Here is a 25,951-nt window from a genome sequence, read left to right on the forward strand (position 1 = left end):
GACAGGAATCGATCTTGAAGCTTGACCTCTCCGCCAAGCCCCCCGTCGCGCCGCCTCGCCCAAAGCAACTGGTGGCCCACGGCCACACACGCGTCGATCCCTTCTACTGGCTACGCAAGGTGCAAAGCGAAGAAGTGCTCGACTATCTCAAGGCCGAGAATGCTTACGCGGAGAAGGTGCTGACGCCAACGCGCGCGCTGCAGGAGAGCCTGTATGCGGAAATGCTTGGCCGCATCCAGGAAGCCGATCTGTCGGTACCGACAAAGTATGGCGAATGGATGTACTACAGCCGTACCGTGCAAGGCGCGCAGTATCCGATCCACTGCCGCAAGCGCATTACGGAGAGCGGCTGGGAAAGCTCTGCCGAAGTGGTCTTGCTGGATGAAAACCAGGAAGCCGCGGGCAAGAGCTTTTATGAGGTTGGCGACTACGAGATCAGCCCTTCGGGACGCTATCTCGCCTGGGCAGAAGACACACGCGGGCAGCGCGAATATCGCCTGCGGCTGCGGGATCTGACGACGGGCAAGAATCTGCGTACCACACGCAACCACGTGGTCAGCCTCGCGTGGGCAGAAGATGACCTGACGCTGTTCTACGTCACCGAAGACACACAGACCAAGCGCGCCAACCAGCTGTGGCGCCATCAGCTTTTCGAAACGCAAGACACGCCGCTCTTCGAGGAGCGCGACGAGCGCTTCAACCTGATGGTCGCCAAGACACGCAGCCGGGCGTATCTGGTGCTGAGCTCATCAAGCCACACGACGAGTGAGTCGCGCATCCTGCCGGCAAATCGTCCGCAGGGGCGCTGGCGGATCGTGGCGAAACGCCGTGCCAGCATCGAGTACGAGGTCGATCACCATTCGGACCGGCTGCTTATCCGCATCAACGACACGGGCCCCAACTTCCGGCTTGTTGAAGCGCCGCTGAGCGACTGGCGTCGCGAGAACTGGCGTGAGTGCATCCCGCATCGTGACGACGTCGTGCTGGAGGGTTTCGACCTGTACCAGAATTGGCGCATCACCACGGAACGCGCGCAGGGCGTGCTGCAACTGGCCATCACGCATTTCACCGATGGCGTTACGCATCACATCGCTTTCAACGATCCAAGCTACGTAGTCGATCTGGAAGACCTGCCCGAGTGGGATTCGCCATCACTGCGCTACACCTACGAATCGCTGACCACGCCTGACTCGGTCTACGACTACAACCCCGGCGCACGCCAAGCCCTCCTGCTGAAGCGCCAGCCGGTGCTCGGCGATTTCGATCCGGCCAACTATGTCTCGGAGCGGATCGAAGCGCGCGCCGCAGATGGCACCGCCATTCCCGTGTCGCTGGTCTATCGCAGGGGCTTGAAGCGCGACGGCAGCGCCCCGCTATGGCTTGATGGCTATGGTGCCTACGGCATCACCAACGACCCCTGGTTTTCCGTGTCACGCCTATCCCTGCTCGATCGCGGTTGGGTCTATGCGCTGGCCCATGTGCGCGGTGGTGGAGAGATGGGGCAACGCTGGCATGACGCCGGCCGCCTTGAGAACAAGCACAATAGCTTCACAGACTTCATCGCCTGCGCTGAAAAGCTGATCACCGAACGCTTCACGGCAAAGGGACGGATCTTCGCTCAGGGCGGCAGCGCGGGCGGTCTGCTGGTAGGCGCGGCACTCAACCTGCGCCCCGACCTGTTCGGGGCAGCCATGCTGGAAGTCCCCTTCCTGGACGTCGTGACCACCATGCAGGACGACAGCCTGCCGCTGACCATCGGCGAGTACGAAGAGTGGGGCAACCCCACTATCCGCGCGGAATATCATCGACTGCTCGCCTACTCCCCTTATGACAATCTCGGCGCGACGGCCTACCCCGCCATCCTCGTCGAGGCCGGGCTGCATGACAGCCAGGTCATGATCTGGGAGCCCGCCAAATACGTGGCCAAACTGCGCACGCTCAAGACGGACAGCAACCCCTTGCTGCTCGTCACCAGCATGGAGGCGGGCCATGGCGGTGCCTCAGGGCGCTACGACAGTTTGCGCGAGCGGGCGCGTCAGCTGGCCTTCGCGCTTAGCGTGCTGCAGGATCGAACTGGCGCGTAAGGGAAAGCCCGCAGAGCGGGCCTGCGGAGCCACGCCGCCCCTAAAGAAAACGGCCCCCAGTGCCGTTGCCAGTCCTTGCCGAACTCAGCTCGGCATACCAACTTTGCACACTTCGCCGACCTTACCGGACAGCCATCCAGCCAGCCATGCCGCAAGAACTCAGCGAAATCTCGGTGATGATTGTCGAGTCCAACGCGGCCATGCGCACCCAGTTGCGCAACATGCTTGCGCTGGGCGGCATCACGACGGTCAATCTCGCCGTCACTGCCGGCGTCGCCATCCGCAAGCTGCGCGAGATCAACTTCGACATCATCCTGTGCGAGTACCACCTCGGCGAGGGGCAGGACGGCCAGCACCTGCTGGAAGACCTGCGCCACCATCACCTGATCCCGCTGTGGACCATCTTCATCATGATTACCGGCGAGAGCTCTTACGAGCGCGTCGTCAGCGCAGTCGAACTCGCCCCCAACGACTACGTGCTCAAGCCGTTTTCGTCGGAGAAGCTGCTTGATCGCCTGTCGCGCGCACTGACCAAGCGCGATGCTTTCATGCCGACCTACAAGCTGGTCGAAGCGGGAAACCTGCTGGACGCCATCGAGTTCTGCCGACGGGGGGAGCAAGAACACCCAGCCTTCCTCATCGACTTTCTGCGCCTGCGTGCCGAGCTGCACCTGAGTGCGGGCCAGACGGATGACGCGCAACAGATCTATGCACAGGTTCTCGATTCGAAGGCGGTGCCCTGGGCAAAACTCGGTCTGGCCAAGACCCTGTTCCTGCAGAAGCGACTGGAAGAAGCCCAGACCGGCTTCTCGGCGCTGATAGAGGAAAATGCCAACTACATGGACGCCTACGACTGGCTGGCGCGCACGCGCGAGGCCATGGGCGAACTCGAAGGTGCGCAACAAACCCTGCAGGACGCCATCAAGGTATCGCCGCACACCACTCGGCGTCTACGGCGCCTCGGCGAAGTTTCAAATGAGCTGGGCGACCACGAGACTGCGATCAAGACCATGTCCGAGGTCGTGCGCAAGGGCAAGTATTCAGACTTCCGCGACCCGGAGGACCACGTCTCCCTCGTCAAGGCGCAACTCGGTGCTGGCGATGCCACCGCGGCCAGCGCCACGCTGCGCGACATGGAGCGCAGCATGGAGGGGCTGGCCAAGACACCGCTCTGCAAAGCCCTGTCGACCGCCATGGTCGCCACTCAGCAAGGCGATCTTGGTACCGCCGCAGCGGCGCTCGACGACGCCATCAAACACAACGATCCACGCCTCGGTGCGACGCTTGCACTGAAGAAAGACCTCGCGCGCATCTGCATCGAGAACAAACGCGACGACCAGGCCGCCGAAGTGATCATGGACGTGATGCGCAACGCTGCCGACGATGAGGCTGTCGAACGCATCAAGAACATGCTGGTGGAATTGGGCCGCCCCGAACTCGGCGAGCAACTCGCCAATCGCGTGAAGGACGAGGTCAAAGACCTCATGGCGCAAGGCGCGCAACTCGCTCAGCGCGGTGACTTCGATGGTTCCGTGCGGCAGATGATGCAAGCCGTCGCCAAGATGCCGGGCAATATCAACGTACTCTTCAACGCCTCGCTGTCGTTGCTCAAGCACATTGAAAACCTCGGCTGGAATCCGCGCTTCGCGGCAGATGCCCGTTCCTACATCGAGCGCGTGCGCAAGCAGGATCCCGGCAACGAGCGGCTCAAAGCCATCACGGCTTACTTCCACGGCTTGCTCAAGAAGCACGGCGTCAAACCCAACGAGTTCTGACACCCGACACCGCCTGCTCTCCCGATGTGAATCGGCCGCCAAAGGCCCGTCAAACGGGGGCCGATTGCATCATCCATCGGTAGTTTCCCTAGCCGCTTGATATACTTCCGCCTTTGCTGCGGCACGAAACGTGCCGTCCCTCGACTCCCCCCGAAAGAAAGCCATGAGCGAAGCGAAGATCATCTACACCCTCACCGACGAAGCCCCGGCACTGGCCACCTACTCCTTCCTGCCCATCGTTCAGGCTTTCACCAAGACGGCAGGCATCGCCGTCGAGACGCGCGACATCTCGGTTGCAGCACGTATCCTCGCCAACTTCGGCGACTTCCTGAAGCCCGAGCAGCAAGTGCCGGACACGCTGTCCGAACTCGGCGAGCTGGCCAAGACGCCAGAAGCCAACATCATCAAGCTGCCTAACGTCAGCGCGTCCGTACCCCAGCTCAAGGCGGCCATCAAGGAACTGCAATCGCAAGGCTTCGCCGTGCCGGACTTCCCTGAGAACCCGGCGACCGACGAAGAAAAGGCCATCAAGGCGCGCTACGCCAAGGTCTCCGGCAGCGCTGTGAACCCTGTACTGCGCGAAGGCAACTCGGACCGCCGCGTCGCCAATGCCGTCAAGCAGTACGCCAAGAAGCACCCGCACTCGATGGGCGCCTGGAGCAAGGACTCAAAGTCGCACGTCGCACACATGACCTCGGGCGATTTCTACGGCAACGAAAAGTCTGCTGTCATCGCGGCTGCGAGCACCCTCAAGATCGAATTCACCGACAAGCAAGGCAACGCCAAGACGCTGAAGGAAGTGAAGGTCAAGGATGGCGAGCTGATCGCTACCACCTTCATCAGCAGCAAGGGCCTGCAGGCTTTCTACGAAGCACAGGTCGCCGACGCGAAGGCGCAAGGCGTGCTGTTCTCGCTGCACCTCAAGGCCACCATGATGAAGGTCTCCGACCCCATCCTGTTCGGCTACGCCGTCAGCGCGTTCTACAAGGACGTGTTCGCCAAGCACGCCGACACCTTCGCCAAGCTGGGCGTCAACGTGCGCAACGGTATCGGCGACGCCTACGCCAAGATTGCATCGCTGCCTGAAGCAGAGAAGGCCGCCATCGAAGCCGACCTGCGCGCTGCCGAAGCCGCCGTGCCGGTCGCCATGGTTGACTCCGACAAGGGCATCACCAACCTGCACGTGCCAAGCGATGTGATCGTCGACGCATCGATGCCCGCCGCCATCCGCAGCTCGGGCCAGATGTGGAATGCTGCCGGCAAGCTGCAGGACACCAAGTTCACGATTCCGGACCGTTGCTACGCAGGCGTGTATCAAGCCGTCATCGACGACTGCAAGGCCCATGGCGCCTACAACGTCACGACCATGGGCACCGTTCCCAACGTCGGCCTGATGGCGCAAGCCGCCGAAGAATACGGCTCACACGACAAGACTTTCGAAATCCCGGCCGATGGCACGGTGAAGGTCATCGCCGCTGACGGTTCGGTGCTCACGCAACATGAAGTGGAAACCGGCGACATCTGGCGCATGTTCCAGACCAAGGACATCGCCGTGCAGGACTGGGTCAAGCTCGCCGTCGGCCGCGCGCGTACGACGAACACGCCCGCTGTGTTCTGGCTCGACGAAGCCCGCGCCTACGATCGCAACCTGATCGAGAAGGTCAAGACCTACCTCAAGAACCACGACACCAGCGGCCTCGAGCTGCCGATCCTGTCGCCGGTCGAGGCCTGCAAGTTGTCGATCACGCGCATCCGCGCCGGCAAGGACACCATCTCGGTGACCGGCAACGTGCTGCGCGACTACAACACCGACCTGTTCCCGATCCTCGAACTCGGCACCAGCGCCAAGATGCTGTCCATCGTCCCGCTGCTGGAAGGTGGCGGCCTGTACGAAACGGGCGCCGGCGGCTCGGCGCCGAAGCACGTGCAGCAGTTCCTCGAAGAGAACTACCTGCGCTGGGATTCGCTCGGCGAATTCCTCGCCCTGCAAGTGTCCATCGAAGAACTCGCCGCCAAGACCGGCAACAAGGCAGCTGCCGTGCTGGCCGAAACACTGGACGCAGCCAACGCCAAGTTCCTGGAGAACGACAAGTCGCCTGCACGCAAGGTAGGCCAGACCGACAACCGCGGCAGCCACTTCTACCTGTGCCTCTACTGGGCGCAAGCTCTGGCCGCACAGAGCAAGGATGCTGGCCTGCAAGCCGCGTTCAAGTCTGTCGCCGAAACGCTCACCAGCAATGAAGAGAAGATCGCTGGCGAATTGATCGGCGCGCAAGGCAAGCCAGTGGATGTGGGCGGTTACTACCACCCTTCGCCCGAGAAGTGCTCGACCGCGATGCGCCCGAGCGCGACGCTCAACGCAGCATTGGCCAGCATCAAGTAAGCAAGGCAGGCCAGCAAAAAGGCGCGGCATGGACCGCGCCTTTTTCTTGTCGCCTCAGCAAAGACGGCGAAAGCCCAAACAAAAAGCCCCGCAACTGCGGGGCTTTTTGTTTGCACTTGCCTGATCAGATCAGAGTGGCTTCTTTTGCTTGAAGTGGCACTCAGCTTGATACACGGCGCGCAGCACTGAACGTGGCATGCCCATGAACATGCGCTTGGCAGCCTTGCTCAGGCAGCGACGCTCGATACCGGAACGGCGTTTGCGGGTAATAGCCATGAAAATCTCCTGAAATTACTTTGATAAAGCCAGAATCCGGCGGCGCGGCCAGCCGGTTAGCCCGCAAATGTAGCGGTTTACGGGCTGAAAAGCAAAGCCAACAGCTAGTCGAGCGCCTCATAAAGCGGCAAAGTCAGAAACTCCGGGTAATCCTCGGCAAGCGACATCGTTTCGAAGATCTCGGCAGCACGATCATAGGTCTCGGTGTTCTCGCCACCAGCCCCAACGCTCGCTTTCACCTTCAGCAATTCCTCGCCGATCAGGCTGCGCACCAAGGCTTCCGTCACCTTGCGGCCATCATCCAGCACGCCCTTCGGCGAACGCACCCACTGCCAGACCTGCGAACGACTGATTTCCGCAGTCGCTGCGTCCTCCATGAGGTTGTGGATCGGCACGCAACCATTGCCGGCCAGCCAGGAGCCGAGATAGTGAATGCCGACATTGATGTTGTTGCGCAGGCCCGCCTCGGTGATCGGCGTTTCTGGCTGGAAATTCAGGAAATCAGCCGCCGTGAAATTCACGTCGTCACGCTGCTTTTCCAGCTGGTTCGGCCTGTCACCCAGCACCTTCACGAACTCTTCCATCGCAATCGGCACGAGACCAGGATGCGCAACCCAGCCACCATCGAAACCATCATTCGCATCACGCGTCTTGTCAGCCCGAATCCCCGCCAGCGCCTTCTCGTTGGCCACCGGGTCGTTCTTGATCGGAATCAAGGCGCTCATCCCGCCAATCGCCGGCGCGCCGCGCTTGTGACAGACCTTCACCAGCGACAACGCATACGCACGCATGAACGGTGAGGTCATCGTGATGCTGCTGCGGTTGGCCAGGCAGAAGTCCTTGTTGGTTTTGAATTTCTTGATGCAGGAGAAAATGTAATCCCAGCGCCCCGCGTTCAGACCCGCACTGTGCTCACGTAGCTCGTACAGGATCTCTTCCATCTCGAAGGTCGCCACGATGGTCTCGATCAACACCGTCGCCTTGATCGTCCCGCGCGGAATCCCGAGCTCGTCCTGCGCCATGCAGAAGATGTCATTCCACAGACGCGCCTCAAGATGGCTCTCCATCTTGGGCAAATAGAAGTACGGGCCTACGCCACGCGCAATCAATTCCTTGGCGTTGTGAAAGAAGAACAAGGCGAAATCGAAGATGCCGCCAGACACGCGCTGACCATCGACCAGCACATGCTTCTCATCGAGATGCCAACCACGCGGCCGCACCAGCAGGGTCGCAACCTTGTCGTTGAGCTTGTATTGCTTGCCGTTCTGCTCAAGGCCGATCGTGCCGCGTACGGCATCCATCAGATTGATCTGCCCTTGAATCTGGTTCTCCCAGTTCGGCGTGTTCGAATCCTCAAAGTCCGCCATATAGGCATCCGCGCCGGAATTCAGCGCATTGATGATCATCTTGCGCTCGACCGGGCCTGTGATTTCCACACGGCGACGCTGCAGGGCTAGCGGCAGCGGTGCGATGCGCCACTCCCCGTCGCGAACAATCGTGGTTTCTTTCAAGAAGCCGGGCACGACACTGCCATCCAGTTCGGCTTGTCGTGTAATGCGCGCCGCTAGCAAAGTCTGGCGGGAGGACTCGAAGCGACGATGAAGTTTCGCGACGAGCGCCAAGGCGTGCACAGACAGCACCTCCGAGAAGGCTTCATACGGCTCTATCGTCGTTGTGACGCCAGCGGGCAAATCAATAACAGTCATGACGCACTTCCCCATAAAATGGTGCAGTGCACTCTACGCCTTCTGATCATTGCCGTAAAACGGGGCCGCTTACATCAGCGAAAAGGCCTGCAATGCAGACCTCTTACGCTCAGCAACTACATCAAGCTACTTTGCCCACTCACCTGTCGGTTGCCTGTCTCCGGTGTTATCCAGGGTCTGATTGTTTCCGCCTTGGGCAGCCGTCGCGGTAAGCGTAAAGGTCGAGGCGGTGCAAGTGGAACTAAGCGAGTAGGCGGAGCTCTGGGTCGTAGCTCCAGTCCCGCAAGCCGTGCCTGCGCTATTGAGATATGTCCCATTCGTCGTATACCAGCGCTCTTGGTCTTGGGCCCATTGAATGAGCTCACGCTGAATATCGGTCCGTTTGCTACGCGCTATATATGACTTGTAGCTCGGCAATGCGACTGCGGCAAGAATCCCCACAATCGCCACCACAATCATCAGTTCGATCAGCGTAAAGCCCGCTATGCGACGACCTTCAATCGCCATGTTCATATCCCCGATCCTCGATGAAATTCAAAGGGGGCAGACAAAAGACACGGTCTGCAATACGACCTGAGTATTGCTTACCAACCCTTGACCAAGCCCCATGACACTGTACGCCATGCACCCCAAACTTGCCTTGGCCGCGGGCACAAAGCTGCTAGGTAGCTGCTGAATGAGGTACTTGGCCGTCGTTTTTTGGCCCGTAGCAGTTGTAATCGAAAGCGCATTGGTCTCGCTCCAAGTCCCAGGCAGCGCCGTACCAGTCCACGCCGCACCCACGCCCTTGCCCTGCACACTGGCCGTAACATTGGTACAGCCTGACAAACAATCCTCTCCGTTTGTCTGAAGGACCGCCGATGCTTGGGCGAGTGCCTGCTCTGCAGCCTGATAGGCGCGTGCGCGTTCCATGCTACTGCCTGCCATACGCTCACTCATCGTTGAGCTGCGCATACCCGCCACTACCAACAATGTCAGCACGACCAGCATTACCATTGAGACGATCAAGGTCAAACCGGCTTGTCCCGTTTTGTATCTCATGGCGGACTCCTAGCGATTCCGAACCAGAATGGTTGAGCGGAAAGTACGGTAAAGCTTGTGGTCAGTGTCCGAGCCGGAAATGTTGCTACCTGCGCAATCCTTCGTTGCAGCAGACTGGACAACTCCCGCGTCTACGGCTTCAGAGCGCAATACGAAACACACTCTCACAGCAACGACCAATTCAGGAGTTGTCGGCGTCGTTGAATAACTATCGGCCACGCAATCCCGAGTTGTGCTTCCGCATTGGAACTCACTATCGGTCGTCACGGAGCTGGTGTCAGAGCCGTACTCAAATACGCCGGAAATAAGCTCCGTACCGTTTCCACCGGTCACCGGGGCGATCCAGTCAGTAGTAGTTGTTACGGTGCCAACCGTTGTACTGCACGACAACTTCTTCGCGCCGGTATCGAATGAAATGGTCGGTACCACCGCGACAACTCCGGTGGCGACGGAGCCATCACAGGCGATCATATTCGCGCCGTCAGGAATGAACTTCATCGTCAAACTGGTAGCAGACAACGATGAAAGACGTGTTGTATCGAGATCAGTTGAAGATGTTGGACGAAAACCCGCCTGCGAAACGACTCGCCGCAGCATCGACAATGCAAATCGCCCATCCTCCGATAACCGGGACTGCATCCCTTGAATCCGGTTTGCCTGACGAGTTGTCGAATAAACGGACACCGCACCCACCGTGATGAATGAACCTATTGTCAAAGCAATCATCAATTCAATTAACGAAAATCCTTGAACGAGCGTTTTCATTATTCAATCACCACGGAATAAGTAGCGTTGCCCGCCGTAGTGCGGTCATCAAGCCAAGTAATGGACAGGGTGTAACGATAATAACCAGAGATTGCCCCACTCTCCTTCGTCAAACTCCAGGTTGCGCTAGGCAATTGAGCACGAACGGTCGTATTCCATTCGGATATCTCGGTGGAGGCACGATAACTTTGAACGCCCGAGCCTTGCGCCAAGCAGCTTGTAGTGCTTTTGTCAGTACTTCCTTGGGTGCACTTCGAAAAGTCGGGGGGCAATGGAGCGCTTGTCGCAGAGCCAGAACCAGAAAGATACGGAGAACGATTTGCATGAATGCGATCAGCCAGATCTCCCGCCAGATCTGCTGCGATGCTGCGGTAATGCGAGCTTTGATTCATCATCAGTGAGCGTGCTTGCATTCCAGCCATGCCTAGAAGCCCGAGAGCCAAGATCGCCACTGACACCATGACTTCGATCAAAGCGACGCCTACCTGCTGAACGCGTGTTTTTCGCATGACAGTTTCTCTGGAGTTTGTCATACACAAGTCGTCGAGGAGCTAACGCTTTTACTCACGTGGCCAGAAGCAGCAATCGTTACTGCTTGCTGCTTCCTCCCGGACAAACAAAGCGTAACTTGCGTTGCACCCGAAGCACTGCCAAGGGTGCCACTGAACGTTGCATCCTTTGCCGTAGTGCTAGCCGGCGTATAGGTCACACCGTTCTTGGGAGGGAAGCGCTGCAACACGGTGGTACCCATCATTACAAGCCAGCCATTTCCCCAGGCAGCTGCCACCGCCGTAGCAGTCGTTGCGGAGGAGCAAACAGGAGAGGTAGCGTCCGGGTTGTCGGTAGCACATAACGTCACATCAGCGCGCCTACTGATCGCCTCAAGTCGCGCCAGATTCAGTGCAGCAACAAGTGCATCCGTCTGGGATGAAAGCCTGGCATCCTTGATCAGTCCAGACAAACCCGGCGCAACAACAGCGATAAGGACGGCCAGAATTGCGGCTGTTACAAGCAACTCTATAAGAGTCACGCCATGCTGCAGCTTGCGCTGCGCTGCGCGCCGAAAGGGCCCCATCACTTGATCTCTCTCCAGATTCCGGTCTCAACCTTCACGCCCGACGGTGCGGCGTTAACTTTCTTGCGCTTGAATTGATCTGTTCCAATTTCTGGTACCAAGAGCACCCCGCCGCCTTTTGGCTCAGCGGGGCTATACACAGCCATGTCGTTTGCCCCTGTGAGCGCCATGACACTGCCTGTGTTTGCATCGGAAGTGAGCACAGGCATTGCCGCCACGGCCCCGGTTTCAGAGCCCCCGCTGATAAAGGAGAGTTCTGTTGGAATCGCATCCAGAGCCACGCCGCTGACATACTGAGAGCCCGTCGAGAAGTCGACTTTGTCACCCGCTGACGAGGAGTTCGAGCCGTCGAGATCATAAATGCTATATGTAGCACCAGAGCGCGTCGTAGCAATACCTCCCGTCAATGGATTAAGCCCCATGACCCAGCCCTTCCCCCCCTGGAGACATGCCTCCGCCAAAGGGATCCCGGTCCCTACCAAGAACTTGTCGGCGTACATCATTGGCGAAGCGACGATTCTTTCGGAGCTCTCCGGCAATTCCATGTACCAGCCTCGTGCCGAAGCAGACAAGGTCACTCCAATATTTGAAACCTTGCGAAAGCTGACGCCATCCTTCTCCTGGGTGTCGAGTACGCTCTGCTTTTGCAGGCTACTGGTAGATGCAGTCACTGCAGCAGTGGTAACAATGTCAACCACACCATATAAGGACTGGGTGGTCGTATCCTTTCGATCGGAATCGACCAGTAGCTTGCCTGTCCCGAAAACAACCATATTCGCGAGATCGTTACCAACTTTAGTCACTTTGATTCCGGGCCGCATCACGATCGGGTGCGTGGAGCCTGCATTGAATATCGGATTGGTATTGACCGACCAATTTGCGGGATCATTGCTAGTCAAATCGAAACGCCACATGCGACCGCTTAGATCCCCGGCATACACATAGTCCAGCTTCCCATCTCCGTCAGTGTCCACACCAGCAGGAGCCGACAATCCGTATGAGCCTGCGGGCAACGAAATTTTCTTGATGAGCGCTCCGGTATCCACATTCAAAATGAATAGAGCGGAGGCAGTTGTCGTTCGCAACGTGGTCGGCACTGCAGTCGTGCCGTCGACGAAATCATTTTCGTAGCCGTTAGAGAGCACTACGGCGGGCAAAACCAGGGTGGAATTCTTCTGACGGACGTTGTAGATGACAGGTTGGCCCAGTGTGTATCCCAAATCGGAATCACTGACACTGGTCCACTCCCATTTGATCGCCGTCTTGGCCGTTTTAAGGCTAGCGGCGGTTGTGGCGTCAATAGCGTGGTATCCACGCCCTCCTTGCCCAAGCGCCCCCACTACGACAGTTTTCCAGGTGCCACTTTTCGAAACATCAGTATCAGTAGTGCTCACACCCAACTTGACGTCGGCTTTGCGCGAGCTGCCATTCACAAAGTACCGGTGCGGCGTCGTACCCGCTGTCACTCCGTAGTCGGAGGCTGTTAGATACTTGAGGTTTCGATAAACCGAGGAGGGAACAAAGCCCATGATTTCAGTCATGGACGATACGTCAAAGGCGTGCAACATCCCGTCATTCGCTCCGATAAAAGCGATACTGCGGGCGGCGTTATCCGCCTGGAATTGAGCGTATGTTTTTTCTACTGTTTTGCCCGATGGTTTGCCTACAAAGGTAGGCTGACCGTCAATGATGTCACCAAGCAATCCATTTGGGCGCGTACGAAACCCGGATAACCCTTCAACACCGCGGATGAAATCAACAACCTTCCCTTGCGCTGCGGAATCTGCTCCCAAAGCCAGCTTTTGCGCAGAAGTCGCGTTGGTATCAACCGTACTCTTGTCGAAATCAAACGGTGTAGTCGTTGTACCCACAACTTTGGCTGTAAAAATCGTCCGGGATGACGGAATGATCGCCTTGGGATTGGCGCAAGCCGTCGTCGTGACGCCGTCAGCTCCAAGGACCCAGCACATCAGATCACCGTACCAGCCCCTGGGGTTGAACAGCGGCTGCAGTACAACGTCTCCAGCAGGAGTCGTTTCACTCTTGACCGCAACCCCGCCAGCGTTTGAGGTGTTCGCCTGAATCTCGCTCGCAATGGTACTGAATGCATCGTCCAGAGATGCCTGATCGTTTGCCAGGAAAAATTTCCCGCCCCCCACTTTTGCCGCTGCGCTCAACATGGGGTTGCCCGGCAATGCTTTGCCGTCCTTGTCTTTCAGTTGAAACCCTACGGTATAGGTCGTCAAATTCTGCTTCTGGAACTTGGGGTCGTCCCAGCTCTTGTTCGAGTTATCAAGCCCTGAGACCTTGAAATCCCGGTCATAGGCGTACATCGCCACGTCACGCAGGGAGCGGCCAAACGTCGAATCACTGTCATCTGTCCCGATGAAAGCATCCGCCACGCTTGCAGTCTGACCATCCAGAATCACCGGGCACGTAATGTCGGATTTTGTATCTTTGTCGACGCATGCCTTGAACGACTTTGTCACGGCTGTGCCAGAGGCGTCGTACGAGACATAGCTCTTCGCGGAGCGATAGGGGGAAGATGGCTTGTTGTCGTTATATGCGATGTCATCTACTGGCAGGCCCGGCAAGACCCCGTCACCGTTTGACAACCCATCAGTAAAAACAATCGCGAAATTCTTCTGGCAACGATACTGAATCGGACTGGTATATACACCGTTGGAAATACCCGCACTCTTGCCGGCATAGGAAGCCTCGCCGGCGAAATAATTGGTGACCTCGAAATAGGTCTCGCCTAGTGGAGTATTGGTATCTGGAGACAGGTTTTGAACTGCGGTATTAACCGAGCCACTATTGTTGTCACTCATCGGAACTACCAGCACGCCCGCATTTTGCGTCTGACCCTTTTTGGGATCAAATGAGAACAAGCCCCATCGAAATCCGGGGTACGAAGTCAGCAATTTGTCAGCGGCCTTCTTCGCTATCGTCATTTTCGAATCGCCCGAGGTTTTACCAACCGGAAGATCCTTCATGCTGCCGGAGTTATCAAACTGCAGCATGACGTTTGGCGCCACGCTGGACGTGACAGTCGGTGGCAGATATGGGTAGGGCTCTGCAGCTGTTGCCAATAGCGGAAACGCCGTCGCTGGAAAGGCCAGCAAGATAGCGATCTCAAGCGATTTGATTTTGAAGCATCCGTTCATGATGACCTCTAGGACTTGACCACTCGCGTTAGAGACACCAACGCGCAAGGCTCGGGTTAATCAATATATTGACAACAACTGCGGCTGGCATGCCGGCTGCGTTCAACGACTGTCCGTTGCACGCCAGCACCTCTGAAGCGCACTCACTCTTCTTACCGCCACTTTCCTCACATTGCGAGTGTCGAATACGCAGACACCGTTTTCAACAAAGGTACGATCAATGGGAGAGCTTTGTTGATAGGCGGGGAGACACTTTGAACAAGCGTGAAATCTGTCACGACATCGCCGTTTGGCGTACCGGAATACCATTTACGGCAAATTATCAGCACTTCTTGACCGATCAACCCGTGAACGGGATTGATGCGCCCCGCAGTTGCAGGTATGATCGCGCCTCTTCGCTGCTGTAGCTCAGTTGGTAGAGCAACTGATTCGTAATCAGTAGGTCACCAGTTCGATTCCGGTCAGCAGCACCAAAATCAAAGGGTCGGCATTTGCCGGCCCTTTGTCCTTTCCGCACGGCGGGTCGACCGTCCGTCACTGGCGAGCCTCGAACGGATTGCCGATGTCGGCCCACTCCTGTGAGCTTGCTCGCACCGGATTGATATCCAGCCCGCCCCTCCGCGTGTATCTCGCCCAGACTGCAAGTTGCTCCGGGCGGCATTGCTCCTGGATGCCCATGAAGATCCGTTCGACGCACTGTTCATGGAACTCGTTGTGCTCACGGAACGACACGATGTAGCGCAGCAAGGCTTCGCGATCGATGGCCGGGCCACTGTAGCGGACGGCGAGCATTCCCCAGTCTGGCTGCCCCGTGACGAGGCAGTTGGATTTGAGCAAATGGGAATAGAGCGTCTCATTGGCGACCACTGAATCCGGCCGGGTGCTCAGCAAGCCCGGCACAGGCTCGTATTGGTCGATCTCGATATCGAGATCATCAATGCAGACTCCGGCGGGTACGCCGGATAGACGCGTGGCAGTTGCCACGTCTTCCAGACGCACATCTACGGCGGCCCCGACGGCCCGGCCGAGGTCTCCGGCGATACGTGCTTCGACCTCCGCGATATCCGCCAATCGGGACTGGTTGAAGGAGTTCAGGTAAAGCTTGAGCGACTTGGATTCGACAATGTTTGGCGAATCGGCCGGCACCGTAAAGACGCCCAGCGCCACGACGGGTTTGCCGCGCAGATTGAGCCATGAGATTTCATACGCATTCCAGATATCGGCGCCCACGAACGGCAGCGCCCCTGCAATGCCAAGCTCTGCCCGCTTTTCAGCGCGCGGGATGGGATAGAGCAGCGCGGGGTTGTACTCGGTTTCGTAGACGACCTTCTTGCCGAGCGGCGAACCGATGCTGGAATCTTGTGTGCTCATGAGTCCAGTCTACGCAGATGGGCCAGGAGGGGATGCAGCAGTAAAGCGCCGAGACGCTTGCTGCGGGCGGCGCTCCAGCCGGCGCGCGCGTCCGGCGCATTGGCGTTGTCCTTGAAGGGCATCTCGAGCGTCAATGCCACGCAGTTGAACTGATTGGCGACCCACTTGGATGCCAGCGTCAGCAGCTCGTCGTCGAAGCGGTTGTCGGCGTAGCCCTGCGCGGTCTGGAAGTCCGGACTTGCCTCGAGCAGATCATCGAGGAATGCCTTCTGCAGTGCGAGATTACGCTCGCCGTAGCCAGGCACCATGTGACTGCCGTCGATGAACACATACGGCAGCGTTTCATCGCCATGCAGATCAAGGAAGAAGTCCACGCCGCTATCGAGCATGCCTTGGCGTACGCAGAGGATTTCAGGGCTGCGCTCAAGGGTCGGCGTGCGCCATTCGCGATTCAGGTTCGCGCCAGCCGCGTTGCTACGCAGGTTGCCCAGCGTACTGCCGTCAGGATTGACGTTGGGCACGATATACAGACACGCACGTTCGCGGATTTCGCGCGCCACCGCACCAAACTCCGGATCGGCCTCGTTCAGCAAGGCTTCGAGCAGGCCTTCGGCGCACCATTCCGCCATGGCCTCACCAGGATGCTGGCGCGCGATTATCCAGACGTTTTTGCGCGCGTTACCAGGCTGGCCGGTGCGCAGCGCATCGACGCTGCGCTGCTCGACGGAATTGCCAAGCTGCAACAATTGCACGCCAGCATCCTGCGCACAACGATTCAGCAAATCGAAATGTCTTTCCAGCGAATAGGGCTGAAAGTACGCCAGCCAGAGACTGTCTTGCTGCATCACGAACTCGATACGCAGTTGCTTGCCGTCGTAGTACGTCGTCGCGATGCGGAACCAGTCCTGCCGGTCATGGCTGGCCGCGCACTGGTAGCCATGCCAACCCTCGGCGTAGCTGCATTCGCCGGCGTTCTCGATGATGATCCGAACAGCCTCGCCCTTGGGCGCAGTCAGGCGGAAGTGGAACCACTGCAGAAACTCGGCGTTACTGTCGTTGCGAATGCGCAGACGAATATCGTCAGCCTTGTCGGCATTGACGACTTCAATATTGCCGCTATCGAACTTGCTGTTGATGTAGATGCTCATCACGTTCCTCAAGCCGCCTGACGACGGAAAACCCAAGTGTCTTCAGTCGACACCTGCGGGGCAAATTCGTAGCCCTCGACATCGAAGCGCTTCAGGTCTTCGACGTCAGTCATGCGATTCACTATCGCATAGCGACTCATCAAGCCACGCGCGCGCTTGGCGTAAAAACTGACGACCTTGTAACCATCGCTCTTCAACTCCTGGAAGACGGGCGTTACGACGCGGGCGTTCAATTTGCGCGGGCGCACAGACCTGAAATACTCCTCCGACGCGAGATTGACCAGGATGGCCCCCTCCGCCCCACCGAAGTCCTTGTTGAGTCGCTGCGTAATTGTCTCGCCCCAGAAGCTGTACAGGTCCCGGCCAGCCGGATTGACCAGGCGCGTCCCCATCTCGAGACGGTAGGCCTGCATGAGATCAAGCGGCCTCAACAGCCCATAAAGACCCGACAGGATCCGCAGATGCCGCTGCGCCCACTCCAGATCATCTGCCGAAAGGCTATACGCGTCGAGCCCTCCATAGACGTCACCATTGAAAGCGAAAACGGCCTGGCGGGCATTGCTTTCAGTAAAAGGCGGAGCCCATTCAGCAAAGCGCGTCACATTCAGCACAGCAAGCTGATCGGAAATGCTCATGAGTTTTCCAACCGTTTTCGGTGCGAGTTTGCGCAGGATCTTGATAAGTGCCTGTGACTGATCGAGAAAATCGGGCTGGGTGTGTGGAACGGAAAGCGTGGGCGATTCGAAATCGAGCGACTTGGCAGGGGAAATGACGATCTGGAGCATGCAGGGAGGTAAGCAACAACAATTGATGAACGAAGAGTATACCGGCATCCCCCCTCGCCCCGCCTGAACCGGGAGACGTCGCACACGCTCCTCGCTGTTTTTCGCCCGACAGCGCAGATACGAAGCAAAATGCCGCACCTGTTTTGCGCCCTCCCCCATCATGACCGACCTGCTCTCCCGCTCGCTCGCCGCCGTCTGGCATCCGTGCACCCAGATGAAACAGCACGAAGCCACGCCGCTCATTCCCATCGCGCGCGGCGAAGGTCCCTGGCTGTACGACGCTGACGGCAAGCGCTATCTGGATGCAGTCAGCTCATGGTGGGTCAATCTGTTCGGCCACTGCAATACCTATATCAACCTGCGCTTGCGCGAGCAGCTTGAAAAGCTCGAGCACGTGATGCTGGCGGGCTTCACCCACGAGCCTGTTGTTGCCCTGTCCGAAAAACTGTCAGCGCTGACCAGCGGCGCGCTCGGGCATGCCTTCTACGCATCGGATGGTGCCTCTGCCACCGAAATCGCTTTGAAAATGAGCCTGCACTATTGGCGCAACCAGGGGCGCAGCGAGAAGAACCGCTTCGTCTGCCTCGAAGGGAGCTACCACGGCGAAACGGTCGGCGCGCTGGCAGTCACTGACATCGCGCTCTTCCGCGACGCCTACGCCCCGCTCGTGCGCGCGGCGGACACCGTACCGTCGCCGGACTGGCGCCGCGCGCAGGATGGAGAAACAGCAGCCGATGTAGCCCGCAACGCCGCCGCCGCGCTCGAAGCCTGGCTGCAGGCTAACCACACGCAAACCGCCGCGTTCATCGTCGAGCCCCTCGTGCAATGCGCGACCGGCATGGCCATGTATGACGCCGAGTACCTGCGCCTGGCACGCGCCCTGTGCGATCGTTACGAGGTACATCTGATCGCCGACGAGATCGCAGTTGGCTGTGGTCGCACGGGCAGTTTCTTCGCTTGCGAACAAGCCGGCATCTGGCCCGACTTCCTGTGCCTGTCGAAAGGCATTTCCGGCGGCTATCTGCCGCTGTCACTGGTGCTGAGCCGGGATGCGATCTATCAGGCGTTCTACGCCGATGAAGTCAGTCGCGGCTTCCTGCATTCGCACTCCTACACGGGCAACCCGCTGGCGTGCACGGCAGCGCTGGCCACGCTGGAACTGTTCGATCAGGAACAGGTGCTCGCCCGCAACCGCGAGCGCGCGGGTTGGCTGACCGAAGCTGCGCTGCCCATGACCACGCACCGCAAAGTACGCAATGTGCGTCAGACAGGAATGATCCTCGCCTTCGATGTCGACGCCCCTGCCGGCTTCAGTCGATGCTTTGCGCAAGCTGCACTGGACGAGGGGCTGCTGCTGCGCCCCATCGGCTCGACGATCTACTGGATGCCGCCTTACATCCTCGATCACGCCACCACGCAATTGCTGAGCACGAACACGCTCGTCGCGCTGGATACAGCACTTGAAAAGTTCTGTTAAGAGCGAAAATATCTCGCAACAATTTGCACGTCATTCCGCAGCCCCGACATGTCATCACGCAATCCGGCACGGCGTTATTGAGCTTGTCCGGGCGATTTGATTCGCTTCAATCGAACCCCGGCCATCACAACCCACCTTAAAGGATACGAACCATGAGCAAGTTGCTGACCGCCCTGATCGCTGGTGCTTTCATTTCTTCCGCTGCGTTTGCTGCCGACGTGCCAGCTGCTGCACCTGCCGCTGCTGCGACCTCGGCACCTGCTCCGACAGCCAAGAAGACTTCGGCCCACAAGAAGTCTTCGAAGAAGTCCTCGCACAAGGCCGCTCCTGCAGCCGCTGCACCTGCTGCAAAGTAAGCGCTTCCGCTGTACAAGAAAAACGGCGCACCGCTTGAAGCGATGCGCCGTTTTATTTTTCTGTCACGGGAAAGGCTGGTAGCCCGACTGCGCAGCTTCAACGTGCGCTGGCGACGAGCCCTTGCCTCAAAGTATTCCCGTTGATCACCTTGGTCAGCTTGTCGGCATATGCCGGATCGGTAGCATAGCCGCCTGCTTGCAGAGCCTTGGCAAAAGCAGCGGCGTCGCCCTGCCCTTGCGCTGCGGCGTAGCGTGGTGATTGCTGGACCAGCCTGGCATAGTCCTGAAAAGCTTCTGCATACGAGCCGTACGCACGGAAGCGTTCAACGCGGGTCTGCGCCACGCCATTCTCATATTCGGTCGTCGCCGAATCCACGGTTGCCCCGGTCCAGCCCTTGCCCGCCTTGATGTTGAACAGGTTGTAGGTCGGTCGACCATCAGCCGTGCGCAATTCCGATTTGCCCCAGCCGGTTTCCAGCGCGGCTTGTCCGACCAGGAAATGCGCCGGCACATTGAGCGTGCGCGCAGCTTCCGTCGCTTGCGGCCACAGATTTTCCACGAAGCGTTGCGCATCGCTCGCAGGTGCGTTGATGGCCGCAGAAACTTTCGGCGAGACCTGCGGCGTCGCCGGCGCGGCAGGCATGACACCGCTCGGCAGCAGGGACTTCAGGGACGAACCGGTAACGGGCTTGGCATCAGCCGGCGGCAGACCAGCCTGTTGCAAGAGCTGACGTTCGATGGAAGCCGCCAGGCCGACGCCGCCACGCTGTGCCAGTACCGCAGCCAGCTGCTGGTCGCCGAGACCTTCGTAAAACTTGGTGGACTCGCTGTCGAGCATGCCGTCCTTGGGCACCGTCTCGCGCATCGACTTGAGCACCATCTGCAGAAACAGCGCCTCGAACTGCTTGGCCGTCGCCTTGATGCTCTCGGGCGTGTTCTCATGCGCCGCGCGCTTGAGCGCGATCAATGCATTGACGTCGAGTGTATTGATCTGGTCCATCATGATCAGATCACCTCGAGATCGGCGCGCAAGGCACCGGCGGACTTCATCGCCTGCAGGATGCTGATCAGATCCAGCGGGTTTGCACCGACAGCATTGAGCGCCTTCACCACGTCAGCCAGGTTCGCCCCGGGGCGCACGCGGATCATGCCATTGCCGCCCTGCTTGATATCGACAGTGCCGTTCTGCGTCACCGCTGTCTGCCCGCCCGCCAGGGCATTGGGCTGACTGACTTGTGTGTTCTCGCTCACCGCCACGGCAAGATTGCCGTGTGCAACTGCGCACTCCTGCAAGGTCACGGTCTGGTTCATCACCACCGAGCCCGTGCGTGAATTGATGATGACGCGCGCAGCGCCAGCAAGCGGGGTCACTTCAAGATTTTCGATACGCCCCAGAAATGCCACGCGTTCATAAGCGGCCTCAGGGGCGCGCACCTGGATACGGCGGCCATCCAGCGCCCACGCGGTACCCGACACATTGTTCTGGTTGATGGCGTCTACAACGCGTTGCGCCGTCCCGAAGTCTGCGGTGGAAAGTTCATAGGTAATGGTGTCGCCCTGCCCGACCTGCATCGGCACGGCACGCTCGACAATGGCACCGGCCGGTATGCGGCCAGCGGAGAGGTGATTGATGGTCACCGACGTGCCTCCACCCGACCCGCCTGCACCGCCCACCACCATGTTGCCCTGGGCAACGGCATAGACCTGGCCGTCAGCGCCTTTCAGCGGCGTCATCAGCAAGGTGCCGCCCTTGAGACTCTTGGCATTGGCCAGCGAAGACACATTGATGTCGAACTGCTGACCGGGCTGGGCGAAGGGCGGCAACTGCATGGTGACCATGACGGCTGCCACATTCTTGAGCTGCAGGGTCTGTCCGGGCGGCACGGTGATGCCCATATTGCCCAGCATGTTGACGATGCTCTGCGTGGTGAACGGCGCTTGCGTCGTCTGGTCACCCGTGCCATCGAGCCCCACCACGAGACCATAGCCCACCAGCTGATTGCTGCGCACACCGGCAACGGAAGCCAGATCCTTGATGCGCTCCGCCTGCGCCGCTGGTGTCGCCAGCAGGGCCAGCGACAACGCGGTAAGAAGACCTGCACATGCCCGGATCGCTTGTCTCATGTTTCAACCTGCCTGCGTTTGATCTTGCTCCGAACGGCCGTTCAGAATGGCAAGACGTTCATGAATATGCGTTGCAACCAACCCATTCTCTGCGCCTCTTCGACGTAACCGCTACCGCGGTACTCGACGCGTGCATCCGCAACCTGCACGGATTGAACGGTATTGGAGCTTGTCACGTTGTTGGGATTCACGACGCCCGAAAAACGGATGAATTCCTGCCCCTGATTGATCGCTACCTGCTTTTCACCAGATACCAGCAGATTGCCGTTGGGATAGACCTCGATCACCGTCACGGTCATGGTGCCGGTGAATGCATTGTTGGCAGCCGAGGCGCCCTTGCCGGAGAAGGTCGTGTCATCGCTGGCGCCTACCGATAGCGGCGCGAGGAACTTGCCGGGCACACCGACCAGCGAGGAAATGCCCACCGATGAATTCGCGGCGCGCGTCGTGTTGGTATTGGCGTTCTTGCTGGCTTGGGTTTTTTCGACGATGTTCACCGTCAGTGTGTCACCCACCAGGCGCGCGCGGCGGTCTTCGAAGATGGGTCGCGTGGCGGCGCCGTAGATCGAACCGTTGTAGGCCTGCACGACGGGCGCGGGCTCCGGCCGAACCGACATGGGTTGATGCACGCTGGTAGCCGGCGTGATCAGGCTGCATGCCGAAAGCATGGCCAGCGAAGCCGTACCAAGGGAGTACGACACGGGGCGCAGAGCGGACTGGATGCGGGCGTTCATGGCTCAGTTACCTTTTGTCACCGGTTCAGACGAGGCTTACAACTGGCCGAGACGCGCGAGCATCTGGTCGGCCGTGCTCACGACACGTGAGTTGAATTCGTAAGCGCGCTGGGTCTGGATCATGTTCACCAACTCTTCGGCGACATTCACGTTGGAGGCCTCGACATAGCGCTGGTTGACCGTACCGGCGCCGTTGGTGCCTGGCGTCGTGGGCGTCGCCGTACCGCTGGCCGTCGTTTCGAGGAACAGGTTTTCACCCGTTGCCTGCAAGCCACCTGGATTGATGAAGGTCGCCAGCTGGATCGAGCCGACTTGCGTGGTCGCCGTCGAGCCGGGCTGGGTCACGCTGACCGTGCCGTCCTTGGCGATGGTGACGCTCAGGGCATCGGCCGGAATCGTAATGGCCGGTTGCACCGGGTAGCCTGCGGCGGTGACCAGCTGACCTTGCGAATCGGTCTGGAAAGAGCCGTCGCGGGTGTAGGCCGTCGTGCCGTCTGGCAGCAAGACCTGGAAGAAACCTCGCCCCTGCACGGCCATGTCGAACACGCCATCGGTCTGCTGCAGGTTGCCCTGAGTTTGCGTACGCACCGTGGCGACCGGCCGCACACCGGTACCGAGCTGCATGCCAGAGGGCAGCGTGGTGGTCTGCGAGCTCTGCGCGCCAGGCTGGCGGATATTCTGGTACAGCAGGTCCTCGAATACGGCACGCGAGCTCTTGTAGCCATTTGTCGCCGTGTTGGCGAGATTATTGGCAATGACGTCCAGCGAAGTCTGCTGAGCGTCGAGGCCGGTACGGGCAACCCAAAGTGCGCCAATCATGTTCTCGGTCCTTCCTGTACGTCTCGTGTGTTCTGCGTCTTTCGATCCGCTTACGCCGCGGACCGACTCTCAACCCTGCGAATCAACGCGCGATGATCTGGGTCGCGACCTTGTCGTCTTCCTGCGCGGTCGACAGCAGCTTTGTCTGCATTTCGAAATGGCGCCCCAACGAGATCATGTTGACCATCTGCTCGACGATATTCACGTTGCTGCCTTCGACGTAGCCGCTGGCGATCTTCACGGCCTCGTCTTGCTGTGCGGGTGCGCCGTTAGCTGTACGGAACAGGCCGTCCTCGCCCCGGCGCAAGTCGGCTTCCGCCGGATTGACCAGTTTGAGGCGGCCCGCCGTGGTGGCTGCGTTTCTCGCCCCCGTTCTTGGAACTGCGGTGATGGTGCCGTCGTACGCGATCTCGACATCGTTGTCTGGCGGGATGGCGATCGGACCGGAATCGCCCACCACTGTCAGACCGCTCTGCGTACGCATGACGCCTTCTGAATCCACCGTGAAATTACCGTTGCGCGTATAGGCCTCGGAACCATTCGCTGCCTGCACGGCGAACATGCCAGAACCAACCACCGCGACGTCATAGGCGCCGCCGGTGCGCTGTAGTGGCCCCGTGCGATAGTCGGTTGCCATATTGGCGTCCACCACGAACGCCCGCGTATGAGCGGCGGGCGACTGCACCTCCACAGCACGGAAGCGATGCAACTCGGAGCGGAAGCCCGTCGTCGAGGTGTTGGCCAGGTTGTTCGCCACGGCGGCCTGTTGGGCCATCGTCGCCTTTGCCCCGCTCATTGCCGTGTAGATCAGCTTGTCCATGGTTCTCGTGACCGATCAGCGCTATGGGGTTATCTGGAGATCTATCTAGATGCGGGAATTAACGCAGGTTCACCAGGGTCTGCATGACCTGATCCTGCGTCTTGATGGACTGCGCATTGGCCTGGTAGTTACGCTGCTGGGTGATCATGTTCACCAGCTCGGCCGTCAGATCCACATTGGACTCTTCGACCGCGCCCGCCTGCAGCAAACCACGCTTGCCGATGCCCGGTGCGCCCAGTTGCGCGGCGCCCGATTCGGCGGACTCCGCCCAGAAGTTGCTACCCACCGACAGCAAGCCGTTCGGGCTGGCAAAGGTCGCCAATGCGATGGTGGCAATGTCGGTGGTCTGGCCGTTGGAGTAACGCCCCTGGACGATGCCGTCCTTGCTGATGGTGATGCCCGACAGCGTGCCCGGTGCATAGCCATCCTGCGTCTGCGAGGTCACGTTGAAAGTGCTGCCGTACTGTGTGCTGCCCGCCATGTTCAAGGTGAAGGCCAGGGGCGTGGTGGCGCCGGTCGTCACCGGGAAGCTGGAGTTGAACGTGTAGGTGCCGACGGCAGAGGTACCGATCAAGGAGCCGGCGCTGCTGAACTCCATGTTGCCCGGAGTCGCGCTCGGCGCGCCGTTATCGATGGAGGTATACACATCCCAGCGCGAGCTTGCGCCTGCCAGCGAGGGTGCCGAGGCACTGCGCACGAAGTACATGGTCACAGCGTGCGGATTGCCCAGGCTGTCGTAGGCAGTCGATGCCGTCGAGGAGTTGTAGGTCGAGGTGTTGGTGTAATCAAACGGCGTGAGGGTCGGCGTCGTATTGCGGGAATCCAGATTGATACCGATGTTCATTGCCGTCGTTGCCGCCGGCGCGCCGGTCAGGGAGCTGTTGCTGGCGGAGAGCTGAATCGCAGAGGCCGTCGTAGAACCACCACCGGGCAGGAAGCCCATCAGCTTGTAGCCCGATGCGTTGACGATGAAGCCATTGGCATCGATGTCGAACTGACCATTGCGGCTGTAGTTGGTCACCGTCGCGTCGGGCGACTGCACGATGAAGAAACCATCGCCATTGATTGCCACGTCGAGCGGGTTGTTGGTCGGGGTGATATTGCCCTGGGTGAATTGCTGCGAGACCTGGCTCATCGAGGTACCGATACCGATCTGCACACCTGCAGCAGCACCGTTCAGCGCGGCAGCGAAGACGTCGCCGAATTGCGCGCCGGCGAGTTTGTAACCCACCGTGCTGCCGTTGGCGACGTTGTTGCTGATGACGTCCAGCGCCTTGGCGGCAGCATTGAGACCCGAAAGACCTTGTTGAAATGCCATGTTGTTGCTCCCGACTTAGATGATGCGGCGGATATCGGACAGAGAAAGCTTGCTGAAGCGGCCAGCATTGAGCGAGACGCCGTTGTCACCATTGGAAACGCTGACGACCGTGGCCATTTCGAGAGACGACGAATCGACCGCCGTCTTGCCCTTGCTTGCGGTGATCTTGATCGTGTACTTGCCGTCCGCAGCAACTGCGCCGTTGGTGGTGGAGCCGTCCCAGACGAACTCATGCGAACCCGCTTCCTGATCGGTCAGCGATTCGCTTGCCACCTCGACGCCACTGGCATCCATGATGGAAATTTTCACCGTATCCGCGTCAGCCCCGAGGGTGAAGCCGCCGATGGCGTAGCTACCTTCGCTATTGCTGGCCAGTTGCAGCTGGTTGCCATCCACCAGCACGCCGCGCCCGACCAAAGCAGCCGCCTGCAGCGTTTCGCTGCTGCGCTGACTGCCCACCAGGCCTTGCAGCGTGGAGTTGAGGCGCTCGATCCCGTCGACCGTACTGATCTGTGCAAGCTGCGACGTGGTTTGCGCGTTGTCGACCGGATTCATCGGATCCTGGTTTTTCAACTGCGTCGTCAGCAGCTTGAGAAAACGCGTTTGCGCCTCTTCGGTCTTGCTGGTCGTGGTCGTACTCGTCTTCGACGTATCCGTGTTGGCGATCAACGACTGGTACGTGGATTTCGAAGTATCTGTGGTGGAGCTGACTGTCATGAGTTCATCC

General features: G+C 59.2%; 23 protein-coding genes and 1 tRNA gene. 6 read left to right on the forward strand and 18 right to left on the reverse strand.

Going from position 1 to position 25,951, the window contains the following annotated elements:
* The first annotated feature begins 14 nt into the window (after positions 1–14).
* The 3 genes from VVD49_RS16615 (at position 15) to VVD49_RS16625 (ending at position 6,242) form a co-directional block, all read left to right on the forward strand.
* The gene (locus VVD49_RS16615; RefSeq protein ID WP_327600326.1) at positions 15–2,084 is read left to right on the forward strand and encodes a S9 family peptidase; all 2,070 of its coding nucleotides are present in this window, start codon (positions 15–17) and stop codon (positions 2,082–2,084) included.
* A 146-nt stretch (positions 2,085–2,230) separates the two neighbouring features.
* On the forward strand, positions 2,231–3,859 hold the full coding sequence (locus VVD49_RS16620) for a tetratricopeptide repeat protein (RefSeq protein ID WP_327600327.1): 1,629 nt from the start codon (positions 2,231–2,233) through the stop codon (positions 3,857–3,859).
* Between the two features lie 163 nt (positions 3,860–4,022).
* Positions 4,023–6,242: an NADP-dependent isocitrate dehydrogenase gene (locus VVD49_RS16625; protein WP_327600328.1), complete on the forward strand. Its 2,220-nt coding sequence runs from the start codon at positions 4,023–4,025 to the stop codon at positions 6,240–6,242.
* A 129-nt stretch (positions 6,243–6,371) separates the two neighbouring features.
* Here the strand turns inward: VVD49_RS16625 and VVD49_RS16630 are convergent, their stop codons facing one another.
* The 8 genes from VVD49_RS16630 to VVD49_RS16660 all read right to left on the reverse strand — a co-directional run bounded on the left by VVD49_RS16630 (position 6,372) and on the right by VVD49_RS16660 (position 14,272).
* Positions 6,372–6,518 (reverse strand): hypothetical protein, encoded by a 147-nt coding sequence (locus VVD49_RS16630; protein WP_327600329.1) that lies wholly within the window; start codon positions 6,516–6,518, stop codon positions 6,372–6,374.
* A 104-nt stretch (positions 6,519–6,622) separates the two neighbouring features.
* The gene (gene aceB, locus VVD49_RS16635; RefSeq protein ID WP_327600330.1) at positions 6,623–8,224 is read right to left on the reverse strand and encodes a malate synthase A; all 1,602 of its coding nucleotides are present in this window, start codon (positions 8,222–8,224) and stop codon (positions 6,623–6,625) included.
* A gap of 126 nt (positions 8,225–8,350) precedes the next feature.
* Positions 8,351–8,737, reverse strand: coding sequence for a type IV pilin protein (locus VVD49_RS16640; RefSeq protein WP_327600331.1), 387 nt, complete (start codon positions 8,735–8,737; stop codon positions 8,351–8,353).
* Between the two features lie 21 nt (positions 8,738–8,758).
* Complete coding sequence (locus tag VVD49_RS16645) at positions 8,759–9,265, reverse strand: pilus assembly PilX family protein (protein ID WP_327600332.1); 507 nt, start codon at positions 9,263–9,265, stop codon at positions 8,759–8,761.
* Between the two features lie 9 nt (positions 9,266–9,274).
* The gene (locus tag VVD49_RS16650) at positions 9,275–10,030 is read right to left on the reverse strand and encodes a PilW family protein (protein ID WP_327600333.1); all 756 of its coding nucleotides are present in this window, start codon (positions 10,028–10,030) and stop codon (positions 9,275–9,277) included.
* On the reverse strand, positions 10,030–10,539 hold the full coding sequence (gene pilV / locus VVD49_RS16655) for a type IV pilus modification protein PilV (RefSeq protein ID WP_327600334.1): 510 nt from the start codon (positions 10,537–10,539) through the stop codon (positions 10,030–10,032). Before pilV ends, VVD49_RS16650 begins: the two co-directional genes overlap by 1 nt.
* A gap of 20 nt (positions 10,540–10,559) precedes the next feature.
* Positions 10,560–11,105, reverse strand: a complete 546-nt coding sequence (locus VVD49_RS21835; protein ID WP_416384912.1) for a GspH/FimT family pseudopilin — start codon at positions 11,103–11,105, stop codon at positions 10,560–10,562.
* The gene (locus tag VVD49_RS16660; protein WP_327600335.1) at positions 11,105–14,272 is read right to left on the reverse strand and encodes a PilC/PilY family type IV pilus protein; all 3,168 of its coding nucleotides are present in this window, start codon (positions 14,270–14,272) and stop codon (positions 11,105–11,107) included. Before VVD49_RS16660 ends, VVD49_RS21835 begins: the two co-directional genes overlap by 1 nt.
* 397 nt (positions 14,273–14,669) lie before the next feature.
* On the opposite strand from VVD49_RS16660, the gene VVD49_RS16665 reads away from it, so the two are divergent.
* Positions 14,670–14,745: transfer RNA gene (locus VVD49_RS16665), tRNA-Thr, on the forward strand.
* 61 nt (positions 14,746–14,806) lie between these two features.
* On the opposite strand, the gene queF is transcribed toward VVD49_RS16665, so the two are convergent.
* From queF to yaaA, 3 genes are read right to left on the reverse strand one after another with little or no spacing between them, the layout of a single operon-like run.
* Positions 14,807–15,643: an NADPH-dependent 7-cyano-7-deazaguanine reductase QueF gene (gene queF, locus VVD49_RS16670; protein WP_327600336.1), complete on the reverse strand. Its 837-nt coding sequence runs from the start codon at positions 15,641–15,643 to the stop codon at positions 14,807–14,809.
* Entirely contained in the window at positions 15,640–16,791 is a 1,152-nt protein-coding gene (locus tag VVD49_RS16675; RefSeq protein ID WP_327600337.1) for a M14 family metallopeptidase, read from the reverse strand. The genes queF and VVD49_RS16675 overlap by 4 nt, the downstream gene beginning before the upstream one ends.
* An 8-nt stretch (positions 16,792–16,799) precedes the next feature.
* Positions 16,800–17,576 carry a peroxide stress protein YaaA gene (gene yaaA, locus VVD49_RS16680; protein WP_327600598.1) on the reverse strand — a complete coding sequence of 259 codons (777 nt, stop codon included), beginning with the start codon at positions 17,574–17,576 and terminating at the stop codon, positions 16,800–16,802.
* Positions 17,577–17,736: 160 nt separating this feature from the next.
* Here yaaA and bioA point away from each other — a divergent pair, with 160 nt between their 5' ends.
* Both bioA and VVD49_RS16690 read left to right on the forward strand, forming a co-directional pair.
* Positions 17,737–19,053: an adenosylmethionine--8-amino-7-oxononanoate transaminase gene (gene bioA, locus VVD49_RS16685; RefSeq protein ID WP_327600338.1), complete on the forward strand. Its 1,317-nt coding sequence runs from the start codon at positions 17,737–17,739 to the stop codon at positions 19,051–19,053.
* 152 nt (positions 19,054–19,205) lie between these two features.
* Positions 19,206–19,409, forward strand: coding sequence for a hypothetical protein (locus VVD49_RS16690; RefSeq protein WP_327600339.1), 204 nt, complete (start codon positions 19,206–19,208; stop codon positions 19,407–19,409).
* Positions 19,410–19,506: 97 nt separating this feature from the next.
* Here VVD49_RS16690 and flgJ read toward each other — a convergent pair whose 3' ends face one another.
* The 7 genes from flgJ to VVD49_RS16725 form a co-directional block, all read right to left on the reverse strand.
* On the reverse strand, positions 19,507–20,412 hold the full coding sequence (gene flgJ / locus VVD49_RS16695; RefSeq protein WP_327600340.1) for a flagellar assembly peptidoglycan hydrolase FlgJ: 906 nt from the start codon (positions 20,410–20,412) through the stop codon (positions 19,507–19,509).
* Between the two features lie 2 nt (positions 20,413–20,414).
* Positions 20,415–21,533: a flagellar basal body P-ring protein FlgI gene (locus VVD49_RS16700; protein WP_327600341.1), complete on the reverse strand. Its 1,119-nt coding sequence runs from the start codon at positions 21,531–21,533 to the stop codon at positions 20,415–20,417.
* A 41-nt stretch (positions 21,534–21,574) separates the two neighbouring features.
* A complete protein-coding gene (locus VVD49_RS16705; RefSeq protein ID WP_327600342.1) occupies positions 21,575–22,267 on the reverse strand; it encodes a flagellar basal body L-ring protein FlgH in 693 nt (230 codons plus the stop codon).
* A gap of 36 nt (positions 22,268–22,303) precedes the next feature.
* Positions 22,304–23,086 carry a flagellar basal-body rod protein FlgG gene (gene flgG, locus VVD49_RS16710; RefSeq protein ID WP_327600343.1) on the reverse strand — a complete coding sequence of 261 codons (783 nt, stop codon included), beginning with the start codon at positions 23,084–23,086 and terminating at the stop codon, positions 22,304–22,306.
* Between the two features lie 82 nt (positions 23,087–23,168).
* Positions 23,169–23,906 (reverse strand): flagellar basal-body rod protein FlgF, encoded by a 738-nt coding sequence (flgF, locus tag VVD49_RS16715; RefSeq protein ID WP_327600344.1) that lies wholly within the window; start codon positions 23,904–23,906, stop codon positions 23,169–23,171.
* Positions 23,907–23,964: 58 nt separating this feature from the next.
* Positions 23,965–25,224 (reverse strand): flagellar hook protein FlgE, encoded by a 1,260-nt coding sequence (flgE, locus tag VVD49_RS16720; protein WP_327600345.1) that lies wholly within the window; start codon positions 25,222–25,224, stop codon positions 23,965–23,967.
* Positions 25,225–25,239: 15 nt separating this feature from the next.
* Complete coding sequence (locus tag VVD49_RS16725) at positions 25,240–25,941, reverse strand: flagellar hook assembly protein FlgD (RefSeq protein ID WP_327600346.1); 702 nt, start codon at positions 25,939–25,941, stop codon at positions 25,240–25,242.
* Positions 25,942–25,951: the final 10 nt, after the last annotated feature.

This window comes from Uliginosibacterium silvisoli (genome assembly GCF_036017035.1).
Taxonomy (GTDB): Bacteria; Pseudomonadota; Gammaproteobacteria; order Burkholderiales; family Rhodocyclaceae; genus Viridibacterium; species Viridibacterium silvisoli.